Source organism: Bacillus sp. T-10(2022) (genome assembly GCF_056502895.1).
The window spans coordinates 1,819,200-1,832,722 of the sequence record NZ_CP113518.1 but is presented as its reverse complement, the minus strand read 5'-3'; the positions used below and the strand labels follow the sequence as shown (position 1 = coordinate 1,832,722).

At 43.8% G+C, this 13,523-nt stretch carries 14 protein-coding genes; 1 reads left to right on the top strand and 13 read right to left on the bottom strand.

Annotated elements, in window-relative coordinates; genetic code table 11:
* Positions 1 to 9: 9 nt before the first annotated feature.
* From plsX to OSJ91_RS08985, 7 genes are all read right to left on the bottom strand, one after another.
* Positions 10 to 996, bottom strand: coding sequence for a phosphate acyltransferase PlsX (gene plsX, locus OSJ91_RS09015; RefSeq protein ID WP_350301982.1), 987 nt, complete (start codon positions 994 to 996; stop codon positions 10 to 12).
* A 24-nt stretch (positions 997 to 1,020) separates the two neighbouring features.
* Positions 1,021 to 1,578 carry a transcription factor FapR gene (gene fapR, locus OSJ91_RS09010; protein ID WP_034313744.1) on the bottom strand — a complete coding sequence of 186 codons (558 nt, stop codon included), beginning with the start codon at positions 1,576 to 1,578 and terminating at the stop codon, positions 1,021 to 1,023.
* A gap of 119 nt (positions 1,579 to 1,697) precedes the next feature.
* A complete protein-coding gene (gene recG, locus OSJ91_RS09005; protein WP_485891395.1) occupies positions 1,698 to 3,749 on the bottom strand; it encodes an ATP-dependent DNA helicase RecG in 2,052 nt (683 codons plus the stop codon).
* A complete protein-coding gene (gene sdaAA / locus OSJ91_RS09000) occupies positions 3,746 to 4,630 on the bottom strand; it encodes an L-serine ammonia-lyase, iron-sulfur-dependent, subunit alpha (RefSeq protein ID WP_101224621.1) in 885 nt (294 codons plus the stop codon). The genes recG and sdaAA overlap by 4 nt, the downstream gene beginning before the upstream one ends.
* A gap of 37 nt (positions 4,631 to 4,667) precedes the next feature.
* The gene (gene sdaAB, locus OSJ91_RS08995; RefSeq protein WP_350301980.1) at positions 4,668 to 5,330 is read right to left on the bottom strand and encodes an L-serine ammonia-lyase, iron-sulfur-dependent subunit beta; all 663 of its coding nucleotides are present in this window, start codon (positions 5,328 to 5,330) and stop codon (positions 4,668 to 4,670) included.
* Between the two features lie 207 nt (positions 5,331 to 5,537).
* Positions 5,538 to 7,208: a DAK2 domain-containing protein gene (locus OSJ91_RS08990; protein WP_485891394.1), complete on the bottom strand. Its 1,671-nt coding sequence runs from the start codon at positions 7,206 to 7,208 to the stop codon at positions 5,538 to 5,540.
* An 18-nt stretch (positions 7,209 to 7,226) separates the two neighbouring features.
* The gene (locus tag OSJ91_RS08985) at positions 7,227 to 7,589 is read right to left on the bottom strand and encodes an Asp23/Gls24 family envelope stress response protein (RefSeq protein ID WP_034313762.1); all 363 of its coding nucleotides are present in this window, start codon (positions 7,587 to 7,589) and stop codon (positions 7,227 to 7,229) included.
* Between the two features lie 252 nt (positions 7,590 to 7,841).
* On the opposite strand from OSJ91_RS08985, the gene rpmB reads away from it, so the two are divergent.
* Positions 7,842 to 8,030, top strand: coding sequence for a 50S ribosomal protein L28 (gene rpmB, locus OSJ91_RS08980; RefSeq protein WP_034313767.1), 189 nt, complete (start codon positions 7,842 to 7,844; stop codon positions 8,028 to 8,030).
* Between the two features lie 187 nt (positions 8,031 to 8,217).
* On the opposite strand, the gene spoVM is transcribed toward rpmB, so the two are convergent.
* From spoVM to OSJ91_RS08950, 6 genes are all read right to left on the bottom strand, one after another.
* A complete protein-coding gene (gene spoVM / locus OSJ91_RS08975) occupies positions 8,218 to 8,298 on the bottom strand; it encodes a stage V sporulation protein SpoVM (RefSeq protein WP_034313769.1) in 81 nt (26 codons plus the stop codon).
* Positions 8,299 to 8,420: 122 nt separating this feature from the next.
* A complete protein-coding gene (locus OSJ91_RS08970) occupies positions 8,421 to 9,074 on the bottom strand; it encodes a thiamine diphosphokinase (RefSeq protein WP_485891393.1) in 654 nt (217 codons plus the stop codon).
* Positions 9,075 to 9,176: 102 nt separating this feature from the next.
* Positions 9,177 to 9,824 carry a ribulose-phosphate 3-epimerase gene (gene rpe, locus OSJ91_RS08965; protein ID WP_101224617.1) on the bottom strand — a complete coding sequence of 216 codons (648 nt, stop codon included), beginning with the start codon at positions 9,822 to 9,824 and terminating at the stop codon, positions 9,177 to 9,179.
* 1 nt (position 9,825) lies between these two features.
* On the bottom strand, positions 9,826 to 10,707 hold the full coding sequence (rsgA, locus tag OSJ91_RS08960; RefSeq protein ID WP_230177534.1) for a ribosome small subunit-dependent GTPase A: 882 nt from the start codon (positions 10,705 to 10,707) through the stop codon (positions 9,826 to 9,828).
* Between the two features lie 23 nt (positions 10,708 to 10,730).
* Positions 10,731 to 12,764, bottom strand: a complete 2,034-nt coding sequence (pknB, locus tag OSJ91_RS08955; RefSeq protein WP_485891392.1) for a Stk1 family PASTA domain-containing Ser/Thr kinase — start codon at positions 12,762 to 12,764, stop codon at positions 10,731 to 10,733.
* Between the two features lie 5 nt (positions 12,765 to 12,769).
* Positions 12,770 to 13,519, bottom strand: coding sequence for a Stp1/IreP family PP2C-type Ser/Thr phosphatase (locus OSJ91_RS08950; protein ID WP_137018768.1), 750 nt, complete (start codon positions 13,517 to 13,519; stop codon positions 12,770 to 12,772).
* Positions 13,520 to 13,523: the final 4 nt, after the last annotated feature.

The following is a 13,523-nucleotide window of genomic DNA, read 5'->3' as shown; positions in this document are numbered from 1 at the left end:
TTTGATTTATTATTGTTTTTCTATCGTCTCCGCAATTGTCGATATGACGTCATTTCCAACCATATCGCGAGTCTGGCGGATTGCATTATAGACTGCATTCGCATCTGAAGAACCATGAGCCTTAATGACAGGGGCCTTCAAACCGAAGAGGCCGGCACCACCATACTCCGAGTAATCCATTTTATTTTTTATGCCTTTTAGTTCAGGCTTTACCATTGCTGCAGCCAGCTTACTCTTTAGGTTGCTCATCAAGGCCGTTTTCACCATTTTAAATACACTCATAGCAGTGCCTTCAAGCGTCTTTAACACCATATTTCCCGTGAAGCCGTCCGTCACGACAACATCTGCCGGCCCGCTTAGGAGGTCCCTTGCCTCTACATTGCCTATAAAGGATATCTCCGATGATTGCTGCAGTAATGTAAAGGCATGCTTAGTCAGTTCATTCCCTTTTTTTTCTTCTGTTCCGATATTAAGTAATCCGACACGGGGCTTTTCGATTCCCCGCACTTTTTGAGCATAAACAGATCCCATTATGGCGAATTGAAGGAGATGCTCCGGTTTCGCATCGGAGTTCGCACCTACATCCAGTAGTACAAAACCTTTGCCATCGATTGTCGGAAGGGTTGGAGCCAACGCCGGACGTTCAATGCCTTCTATCCTTCCGACCACAAACAAGCCTGCAGCCATTAGCGCCCCCGTATTGCCTGAAGAAATGCATGCATCCGCTTCTCCGTCAGCCACTTGCTGTGCAGCCAATACCATCGAGGCGCTTTTCTTGCGGCGAACAGCACGAACAGGTTCATCGGTGCTTAATATTTTTTCATCAGTATGTATGACCTTTATACGGCCATGTTTCGCTAAGTATTGGTTGATCTCCGATTCATTGCCTATCAAGGTGATTTCCACATCGGAAAAAGTCTCGACAGCTTTCATCGCTCCCAAAACCTGTGCCTTGGGAGCATTATCGCCACCCATTGCATCTATCGTTATCTTCATTTTCTTTCATCCTTTACTAGCAAGTTAAGAGCGATACATTTCGAACTCGCCTTTAAAAACCAGTTCATTACCCACGTAGCTTCTAACCTCCACCACGGAACGATCGTTGGTGTGGTCCACGTTTTTAACCCTAGCTTTAGCTACCACTCTTTCATTTTCCTTAACAGAACGAGTAAATAAAATGGATGCTTTCGCAGTTAATGCCAATTCATCATTTATGACTGCTACAGCCAATGAATTTGCTTGGGCAAAAAGGTGATGTCCCCTTGCAATTCCATTCCTCTTAAAGACATGCTCCTTATTTATATCCAAAATCGAAATTGCATTGTCATCTAAATTAAGATCAATTACTTCCCCGATGATTTCATCCAAAGGCAATGCCCTGATTTCGTCACTGAATTTTTTCTCGGCCACGCTTTTAATACGTTCACGCAGTTCCGGTATCGATAATTCAAGACGGTCAAGCCTAATGGTCTGGACGCTCACCGAATATTTTTCAGCCAGCTCCTCATCCGTTACAAAAGGATTCTGTTTAATCGTTTCGATTAATAATTGCTGGCGTTCCTTCTTATTTCTTCGCATTTGAAGGTCACCATCCGTAGTATTATGACTAGGTACTAATAGTAGTATATATATTTTAAAAACAGATTGCAAGATATTGAGTAAAATCTCACAATCTGCTATTGGGTTTTTTATTCAGTTCAGTCCAGCTTTTCTCCCGTGAATACTCCCGTTCCCGCTAAATAGTTCCGCAGCGGTGCATACTCAGGGGAATGCCAAAAGCTTTGGGAGGCAATCAATTTTGCAGCATCTTCCCTTGCAACTTCCAGGGTCCTGTAATCATGGACCATGTCGGCTACCTTGAACTCGGGAAGGCCGCTTTGTTTTTTACCGAAGAAGTCCCCGGGGCCGCGTAGTTCCAAATCTTTTTCGGAAAGGGCGAATCCATCGTTTGTCTCGGTCATGATTTTCATCCGTTCTTTGCCGACTTCCGTTTTCGGATCAGCCAGCAGGATGCAAAAGGACTGATCGCTTCCCCGTCCAACCCTTCCGCGCAGCTGATGCAACTGTGAAAGCCCAAAGCGCTCCGCATCATAAATGACCATTACCGTTGCATTTGGAACATTCACCCCAACCTCGACAACCGTCGTGGAAACAAGGATTTGTGCTTCATTGGCACTAAACTGCTGCATCACTTCGTCTTTTTCATCCGCGGGCAGCCGGCCATGCATAAGTCCCACTTTGTACCTGTTCGCAAAGTATTGAGTCAGCATTGCATGAACATCGAGAACATTCTGTAAAGAATCGAGTTTCTCCGACTCCTCAATCAATGGACAGATAACGTAAGCCTGTCTCCCTTTCTTTAGTTCCTTTTCGACAAATGTTAAGATCCGATCAAGCATTTGGTGTTTCGCCCAATAGGTTTCTATCGCTTTACGCCCGGCAGGCATTTCATCGATCGTCGAGACGTCCATTTCCCCAAACACTGTAATTGCAAGCGTTCGCGGAATCGGTGTAGCCGTCATGAAAAGTACATCTGGATTTGTACCCTTTTCACGAAGGATCCGGCGCTGCTCCACTCCGAAACGATGTTGTTCGTCCGTTATGACAAGTCCCAGGTTCCGAAAATTCACTTCATCCTGTATCAATGCATGTGTTCCTATCAAAAGATCTAGCTCGCCGGATTCCAGCATTTGCAATAGTTCCTTGCGCTTTTTGCCTTTTACCGAACTTGTCAACAATGCGACCTTCACTCCACTCGGTTCCAACATCGCCTTCAGCGATTGAGTATGCTGCTCAGCCAAGATTTCCGTCGGGACCATTAGAGCACCTTGGAAACCTGCTGTAATCGTCGCCTTCAGGCATATGGCGGCAACCACCGTTTTTCCAGACCCGACATCACCTTGAAGCAGGCGATTCATCCTGTAGGGAGATTTCATGTCATTCATTATTTCCTCGACGACCCTATTCTGGGCGTTCGTCAAAGGAAAAGGGAGAGTTCCTACAAAGGCTTCCAGCTGCTCCATGTCAAACTCCTGGCCAATTCCTTTTGACTGCTCCCGCTGCACTTTACGAAGTGCCTGCATTTTAAGTTGAAACAATAAAAATTCTTCATAGACAAAACGGCGGCGAGCCTTTTTCACCTCATTGGCCGATTGAGGGAAATGCATGGTACGAAGAGCGTCGTTACGCGGCATCAGTTTGTATGCCGACAATAATTGCGGGGGCAGATTTTCTTCTATCATGGCCCCATATTCAGAAAATGCATTGGAGATAAAGCGGCGGAGCCCTTTGACAGTAATGCTGCCCTTCACTGAGTACACCGGTTCGAACTCTTTCTCCCGGCTACGATCGCCAACGTGGCATTCCGAGCCTGTAATGGTTTGGCGATGACGATCCCACTTTCCCGTTACCGTTACGGTTTCGCCTATCGCAAGCTTCGGCTTCAGATATGGCTGGTTAAAAAAAATCACATTTATTAAATATCTCCCCGTTAACACTTTAATCGTAAGCCTGGATTTTTTCTTTCCGAAGTATCCTAATGTAGGCACCGTATGAACTTTGCCTTCTATGGTAACCCGCTCATCATGCTCGACCGTTTCTAAATCCCTCAATCGGTAATCTTCATAGCGATATGGGAGATGCTCAAGGAGATCCGCGACGGTATGGATCTCCATTTCCCCCAAAGCTGCCCCCGTTTCGGCCCCAATGCCCTTTACTGCTGTTATGGGTTCCTGTAAAGCGGGGTTCACTTCTTATTCAGCGGCAAGCCAAAGATTTTGGCTTCCAACTCCCGTCCAGTCGGTGTTGCCGCTAAACCTCCTTGTGCAGTTTCCCTAAGAGCCGATGGCATCGTTTGCCCGATTTTGTACATCGCATCAATCACTTCATCACACGGTATGCGGCTTGTGATCCCCGCTAGCGCCATATCAGCGGCAACCATAGCATTGGCTGCCCCCATGGCATTACGCTTTACACAAGGCACCTCCACAAGCCCAGCAACAGGGTCACACACAAGGCCAAGCATGTTCTTTAATGTGATTGCCATCGCTTCTGCACTTTGTGCAGGTGTCCCTCCTGCCATTTCAACGATGGCTGCCGCCGCCATGCCCGAAGCAGAACCGACTTCAGCCTGACAGCCCCCTGCGGCTCCAGAGATCGAAGCATTATTCGCTACAACAAAACCAAACGCCCCTGCTGTAAATAGGAACTCAATTTTCTGTTCCCGATTCGGCTTTAATTTATTTTGCAAAGCAAAAAGTGTTCCAGGCACAACACCGGCAGATCCGGCAGTCGGTGTCGCACAAATCGTTCCCATGGCTGCGTTCACTTCGTTTGTTGCCACCGCTTTGCTTACCGCATCCAGCAGCAGTTCACCGGATAAGGAATTTCCTGATTTAATGTAAGTCTGAAGAAGGACTGCATCCCCTCCCGTCAGGCCGGAAACGGACCGGACACCTTGAAGTCCTTTTTCAACTGCCTGTTCCATTACATCCAGGTTGACCCCCATCTGGCGGATGATTTCTTCACGGCTTTTTCCCGTAACTTCCATTTCCTGTTCTATCATCAGCGTTGAAATTTTCTTTTGCTTTGATTCAGCTAATTCTACTAATTCCGCTACATTTCGAAACATGATTTCTTCTCCTTCCTAAGTGGAGACGATTGCCCTATCAATCCACAATCCTCGCTACTTGAGTGATGTTGGGGAGTGCTGTAATTTCAGCGATGACGTGATCCTCCAGGTTTTGGTCCACTTCAATCGTCATCAAGGCCATCTTCCCTTTTTCTTTTCGGGAGACTTCCATCTGGCCAATATTGATTTGATGCTTGGCTAATATGTTTGAAACATTTGCGATGGCACCAAATCGATCATCATGAACGACGAGTATGGCAGGGTTGTGCCCGGAGAGCCTCAATTTAAACCCGTTCAGTTCGACGATTTCGATTTTTCCCCCGCCTATCGATATTCCGACAAGTTCCAGTTCACCATCATCATCACCAACCGTTATTTTTGCTGTATTGGGATGCTCCGGTACGGCTTCTTCTTCCCGAAAAGTAATTTTCATCTTTTTTTTACGGGCTATTTCCAGCGATTCTTTGATTCTCTCATCAAATGTATCAAAATCAAGTAAGCCTCCTACAATGGCTACATCCGTTCCATGGCCTTTATAGGTTTTGGCAAATGATCCGTAAAAAGAAATATGGACCCATTTTGGTTCCCGGTCGAATAAATTCCTGGCAACCCTGCCGATCCTTGCAGCTCCTGCCGTATGGGAACTAGAGGGGCCGATCATAACAGGACCAATTATATCGAATACACTTCTAAATTTCATGACTTGCTCCTCCTTCTATACACTGGGAGTCAGTTTAATAATAAAGGCTGATATATTGTAATTACAATTACTCTGTCCGTAATCCTTCTTTTCATAAAAAATAAAACTGCATAGCCTAATGACATATGCAGTTTATTGCCTTTTATTTTTTTCAGGATCCTCAAACATTGTGACGAATAAGTCTCCCTCATCTTCATGGTTCTCTACTTATTCAATTGAAAAAATGAAAGAATATAAAGGTTGTTTCCCATTATGCACTTCAACTTCAACGTCTTCGTAATTCTCATTACAAAACGCAACAAGACTTTCGACATTTTCAGCAGTGGCATCTTCTCCATATAAAATGGTAAGGATTTCTGAATCTTCGTCAATCATATCGGAAAGAAGATCTTTTGCCGCTTGGGTCATGTCTTTATCCTTCACTTTGATGGTGCCTTCAGCAATTCCCATGAAGTCCCCGGTCTCGATTGCAAGACCGTCAATGTTGGTATCCCGGACAGCATAAGTAATCTGGCCCGTTTTCACATGCGAAAGGGCTTCGATCATCGCTTTTTTATTCTCTTCAGCATCAATTGAAGGGTTGAAAGCCAGCAATGCAGCCATTCCCTGTGGTACTGTTTTCGTTGGGATGACAGTCACATGATCCCCAAGTACATCTGCAGCCTGATTGGCCGCCATGATGATATTTTTATTGTTAGGCAAGATGATCACATGATCTGCATATGCCTCTTCGACAGCTTTAACGATATCTTCCGTGCTAGGATTCATCGTTTGTCCGCCTTCGATGACGGACTTAGCACCGATGCTTTTGAATAATTCGCTGATGCCAGCACCCATCGCCACTGACACTACAGCGTACTTCTCTTTGGTGGACGGTTTAGTTTGAAGCGGTGTATTCGTCTGACCTACAATCGCAGTATGCTGTTCACGCATATTATCGATTTTCATTTTTATTAAGCTACCATATTGCTGTCCATAATTCAGGCACGTGCCAGGCTGTTCAGAGTGAATATGTACCTTGACGACTTCATCATCTGAGATGACTAATAAAGAATCTCCGTATTCACTTAAATCATTTCTGAATTTTTCTTCATCAAATGATTCATTGGCAAGTTTTTCACTTTCCAATCGGACCATGAATTCCGTGCAGTAGCCATACACGATATCTTCCGTGTTCATATGCCCTTGTACATTCATGTGATGTTCGGCATTGATCATGTCATCCATGCTTGGGCCATTTGCAGGTCGGACTGGAAGGGCCTCACCTTTCAGCTCAGCAAGGAAACCTTCATAAACGAACACCAACCCTTGCCCGCCGCTATCAACGACTCCCACTTCTTTTAAGACTGGAAGAAGATCCGGTGTGCGTTTTAAAGAAGCATTGGCCTCCGTAACGATTTCTTCCATCACCTGAATAAGGTCTATATGATTTGCTGCTGATGAAACCGCTTGCTTGGCTGCATCTTTTGCAACCGTTAAAATGGTTCCTTCAACAGGTTTCATGACGGCTTTATAAGCTGTCTGAACCCCCGCTTCAAAAGCTTGGGCAAATTCTTCACTATTGATTTCCGATTTATGTTCAATCGCTTTAGCAAAACCGCGGAACAGTTGCGAAAGGATAACTCCCGAATTGCCGCGTGCGCCCATTAGCAGTCCTCTTGAAAGTGACGCACCCACTTTCCCGATGTGTTCCTGGACGTTATTTTGCACTTCCTTCGCACCCGAAGTCATCGATAAATTCATATTCGTTCCTGTATCCCCATCTGGAACAGGGAAAACATTCAACGCATCAACCATTTGGGCATTAGCCGCTAAATGGTTGGCACCTTGAATGATCATTTCTGCAAAGCGCTTTCCGTTCAAACTTGTAATTGACACAAAACTTTCCTCCTATACTTAAGGGTTCGTCACACGAACTCCCTGTACAAAAATGTTGACGGAATCAACAGCTAATCCTACAGTTTTGTCCAGGGTGTACTTTACCTTTGATTGCACATTATGTGCAACTTCCGAGATTTTCGTTCCATAACTTACGATAATATACATATCGATATGAACTTCTTCCTCTTCTTGACGGACAATTACACCCTTAGTAAAGTTTTCTTTTCTTAAAATTTCGGCAATGCCGTCTTTAAATTGTTTTTTGGAAGACATTCCTATAATTCCGTAGCAATCCACGGCTGCGCCGCCTGCTACAGTAGCGATAACCTCATTAGAGATATCAATTTGTCCATACTTCGTTTGTAATTCGATAGACATTTTCTTTTCCCTCCCAAAAATCAAATCAACTAAAGACATTTTACTATAATGTCTATGGTTTTAAAAGTAAATGTCTTACGGTACTATATATAATTCAATTTTGAAGTATGTATGTCAAGGTTTTTTTCTTGAAAGTAATTAACTGAAGTATTGCATTCTAACGGTAGGTATGATAAATTATTAAAGTATTTTACAAAGACTTAAGACGACTGCGAAAAACTTAAGCTTGTTGTAGTTAGGAGGGAATTTGACATGGCACGTAAATGTGTAATCACTGGAAGAAGAACTCGTTCTGGTAACAGCCGCTCTCACGCAATGAACGCTAGCAAGCGTACATGGGGCGCTAACCTTCAAAAAGTACGTATTTTAGTTGACGGTAAACCTAAACGTGTATACGTTTCTGCAAGAGCTCTTAAATCGGGCAAAGTAGAACGCGTATAATGTTACGGCATCCTCTTAGGATGCCTTTTTACTTGTAATGGCCGGTATTTAATGGGGATGGTTTCAATTCGTTGATCAGGTCTTTCCTGCATCAAGGAGGGAGCCTTCACCCATTAATGGATGGCCGCCCCTTTTTACCGAAAAAATAACACCTCCCTTAATTTGAGAGGTGTCATGGAGATAAGTATCAGCCTTTTTTAAACGCTCCGAGCATAGCCCTTACCAAACTGCCCAGAACTTTTGGCAATTTAATCGTATAAAATTTCATCATGCCCCTCCTCTTTGCATCCCACAATTAAAGATGAAGTGGAATTTTTCTATTACAACATAAGCTTTTAAGCGGATATAGGATGATCGTAATTATATCCGAATCTGCTCTAAGCATGAATTTTAATCACTGCTTCTTATCACCATTAATATGCCTTTCTCAAATGAAACATTCCCAGATTCGGAAATTAGTTCATTGCTGATGCAAAGCGTCGAACCTATTTCCAAGCTTGCATCATCCAGCGGGTATTTGAAACCCGAAAGTGTAATGCCGGTGACTTCAGCCGTTACGGGGAGCAATGACAAGTATTTCTTATCTTTCAAAGCAGTGACCTCATATGAACCTGCTGTCTTTACTGTGAATATATTTTGCCGATCGACTATGTATATATCCATATCGCCATGATGAGGGAGGACACTTTCTTTTTGGAGCAGCTGGATATTCCCAAGAAAATGGTCCATTCTTCCCCCTGTTGCGCCCAGAATGTGAATTTCACTTGGCTTTTGCCCTATTGCCCATTTAAAAGCGATCTCTAAATCCGTTTCATCCTTTTCCGAAGAATATAGATTGATTTGTTCCAGCCTTTGCTCAATTTTCCTGTATTCATCTTCCGAAACTGAATCAAAATCCCCAAAACCGTATCTAGGTTCGATACCTTTTTCAAGCAAAGACCATACTCCCCTGTCAACCCCGACCCAAAGGTCAGTCTTCTCCTTATACGATGTCAGATCCGGCCAAAAACATTCCGGACCTCCAGCCATAATACTAATAATCATCGAAATCATCCTTTTCTTTACATATTCATATTAAAGATTCCTATGTTTGATTGATAAAAAAAGCCGATCACCATCATACGAATATGATAGTGTCGGCTTATATCACTTTCCCCGAATCTTTTGAATCGCTGCGTTTCGATCTTCTTGATTATATATTGCCGAGCCTGCCACAAGGATTGTCGCCCCTTGTTCAATACATAGTTTAGCCGTTTCTTCATTTACTCCTCCATCAATCTCTATTTCCAGATTTTGATTATACATTTCCGCCATCGCCTTCACTTCGGCAATTTTGGGAAGAACGGATTTAATGAACTTTTGTCCGCCAAAACCAGGATTGACCGTCATCAACAATACCATGTCAATATCTTCGATTATTGGTTGGATCAAGGAAGCTGGAGTGGCTGGATTAAGCACCACGCCTGCCTTTACACCAAAAGATTTAATCAATTGGATCGTCCGATGCAAATGTGTGCATGCCTCTACATGTACAGTTATATAATCGGCTCCTGCTTTCGCGAAGGCCTCGATATAACGATCTGGTTGTTCGATCATTAAATGAACATCAAGCGGAAGCTTTGTTATGGGACGGATGGCATCGACAATCAGCGAGCCTATCGTTATATTCGGCACGAAATGCCCATCCATGACATCTACATGGATTAAATCCGCTCCGCCCCTTTCCACATCAAGAATTTCTTCTCCCAATTTTGCAAAGTCAGCTGATAAAATGGATGGTGCGATTTTAACCATTTTAATACCTCGGCTTTCTATCTCTGATTTCTTCTAAGAATTGCATATAATGTTCATATCGATAACGTGGAATTTCCCCGGCATCAACCGCTTCCTTCACTGCACACTTTGGTTCTTTATCGTGCAGGCAGGCCCTGAATTTACAGTCTTCCCCATGCTTATGCATTTCCGGGAAGCAATAGGATAACCGTTCAGCTTCCATTTCCATGAATTCAAGTGAACTGAACCCTGGAGTATCCGCGACAAGTCCAGAGCCGATATGAATCAATTCAACGTGGCGGGTGGTATGCTTCCCACGTCCCAAGTGTGAAGAAATATCATCCGTCTTTAAAGCCAATTCAGGATTGATTGCATTCAGCAAAGACGATTTCCCAACACCTGACTGCCCGGCAAATACACTGGTTTTTCCTTCTAAATACGGCACTAGTTCTTCAATTCCTCCAGCGGTAACAGAAGATGTTTCCAGTACAGTATAGCCAAGTTTCTGATAGTCCTTGATATACTGAGACAATTTCTTTTGGTTTTCAGCTGTAACCAAGTCCAGTTTCGTCACGACGATAATCGGTTCGATTTCGTTATCTTCAATCAGTACGAGGAATCGATCAAGCAATGCCGGACTGAAATCAGGTTCTACTGCCGAAAAGACAAGGATTGCCTGGTCTACATTCGAGATTTGCGGACGTATCAATTCATTCTTTCGCGGTTTTATTTCGGTCACGGTCCCGTCCGTTTTATTTTCCGCTTCAAACACAACATAATCACCCACGAGCGGGGTTACCTTATTCTTCCTGAACAGGCCCCTTCCACGGCATTGATAGACCTCTTCACCATCAAGGACATAATAAAATCCACTTAGTGCTTTGATAATTTTTCCTTCGGGCATAACCACACTCCTAATTATTAAATTTATTCTGGATATGAGACGGATTCGTCAATGATGACCTGATTGTCCCGCATGACTTTATATCCTGCTTTCTTATCCGGGGAAACCATTAATTCGATCGTTCTCTTCGCATCTTCCCTTATATAGAATGTTTCTTGAGGCTCAGTCATGCTATTGTCGATATCCTCGATGAAAATTTGTATTTTTTGCGTTTTGCCTGGCTCAACCGGATCATACTCGATTTTGATTTCCTCCGTTACACTCTTGGGAGGAATCTCTTCTTTCCCTTTTGAAATGACCACTTTCACAGTACTGCCCTTTTCCACCTTCGTAGAAGGTTCCGGTGACTGGGAAATGACAAGCCCCTCCGCTACGGAATCATCATAGATTTCTTCTTCGACATCGATCTTTATTCCACTTTCACTGGAATAATCATCAAGGCCAGCTTTATTGAACCCCGTTAAGTTCTTCAAGCTCAGGAGATCTGCCCCTTTACTGACCGTTAACTCGAGCTCCGTTTCGGATGGTACGACCTCAGTGGCACCCGAGGGCGATTGTTCAATGATCGTGCCGGCTGCACTGTCATCATATTTTTCGGTAACGCTTATGTTTTTGAATCCCATTTTATCAAGCAGGGATTTAACATCAGAGTAGTCTCGACCTTCATAGCTGGACAATGAAATCGTCTCTTTACCAATGCTTTGATAAATATCGATCACTGCACCTTCCTTGACCGTCTTACCTTCCTTAGGGTTGGTTTTGATCACAAGACCAGCTTCCACCTCTTCATCTTCAATCTCAATCGTTTCTCCAACTTTCAAATCCAATTCAAGCAATTCAGTAATGGCATCATCCAATTCTTCCCCTTTAAGGTCCGGGATCGTCACTTCCTTCGAGACAAGGAGGGGAGGTAAAACAGTGACAGATAAAACAGCAAGCAGGGCGAGAACTAAAAAGGTGGTCACCAGGATTGCAGGCATGTTCTTTCGTTTTTTACCTTTATGTTCCGACTTGTTTTTTTGTTTTTTCTGTTTCTTTTGTTTCTTCTGTTTCTTTTTCGATTTACTCTCTGCTACAGAATCACTTTCCTCATCATCCGCATAAACTAAAGTATTTTTTTCAGGACCCCTTATGATTGTCTCATCGACGCTGGAAAGCTGATCATCCGTTATGACGGGGATGGCTTTTGTTGCATCATGATCTTCGGGAATGGCAAAAGGCAGTTCATTTGAACGCTCAGGATTAAGCGACGTCCGTATGTCATCTTCCATCGAGTCTACGCTCTCATAGCGGTAATATGAATCTTTGGCTGTCGCTTTCAAGATAATATTCTCCACACTCTGTGGTATTTCAGAGTTCCAGCGTTTTGGCGACGGAGTTTCCGATTGTAAATGTTTAAGAGCTATCGACACGGCTGATTCACCCGAAAATGGCAATCTTCCCGTCAACAATTCAAACATGACGATGCCAAGTGAATAAATGTCCGACTTCTTATTGGCCATACCGCCTCTGGCCTGTTCCGGAGATAAATAATGAACCGAGCCCAAGACTGCGTTGGTCTGCGTGATGTTTGTTGCACTTAGTGCCAATGCAATGCCGAAGTCCGTAATCTTGACGGTTCCTTCTTTATCAATCAAAATGTTCTGTGGCTTGATATCACGATGAATGATCCCATTATGATGGGCATGGGAAATCGCTGCCGTGATTTGCCTCATGATATCCAAGGCTTCATCAACTGGAATTGGATAATATTTTTGTATGTATTGCTTAAGTGTAAACCCGTCAACGTATTCCATTACAATATAATAGATGGAATCTTCTTCACCAACATCATAAATGCTTACGATATTGGGATGGGCCAAACTGGTTGCCGATTGGGCTTCCCGATTGAAGCGCTTGATGAACTCCTCGTCATTATTAAAGTCCATGCGAAGGATTTTCAATGCGACATCCCTATCTAAGATCATATCCCTTGCAAGGTAAACATTCGCCATACCGCCGCCGCCGACCATCTCGATCAGTTTATAACGGCCGTTGATTCTTCTACCAATCAACATTCAATTCACCTGCTTTCACTTTCTTCAGTAAATTGAACAAGTACAAGTGTGATATTATCTTCCCCACCGTAGTGATTGGCCTTATCTATTAATGAATTCGCCTTTTCTTCAAGTGACTGTCCATTGGTTACCGTTTCTTCCAGTTCCTGTTCACTCACTTTATTCGTCAATCCATCCGAACAAAGCAATAGTAAATCATTTTCTTCGAAGATGACCGTCATAATGTCCATTTCCACTTGCATTTCTGTCCCCAAGGCTCGTAATAAAACATTTTTCCGTGGATGGTTTTCGGCATCTTCCTTCGATATCTGCCCGGAACGGACCAATTCGTTAACGAGTGAATGATCTTCCGTGACCTGCTTAAAACCGCTCTCATTATACAAATAACACCGGCTGTCCCCGATGTTGGCAATCGTAGCAAACTTGTCGGTGCAAATGGCTGCAACAATGGTGGTCCCCATGCCTTTACATTCCGTATTCGCTTCTGCATGTTCAAAAAGCAACTGATTGACCGAGAAGATTTGCTGCTTCAGCCAATCCTCGGCATCATTTGCCGTTTCGATTCCGGTTGATACTTCCCAGCCCTTTTTCAGAAGGTCTATCGTCATTGCACTGGCTACATCCCCGGCACGGTGGCCGCCCATGCCATCTGCAACGATGGCAAGGCGAACGCCTTCCGAGTTCTTAAAGATTCCGCCATTATCTTCATTATGCTGGCGGACTTTTCCACGGTCTGTCTTAAATATTGCCCTCATAGGG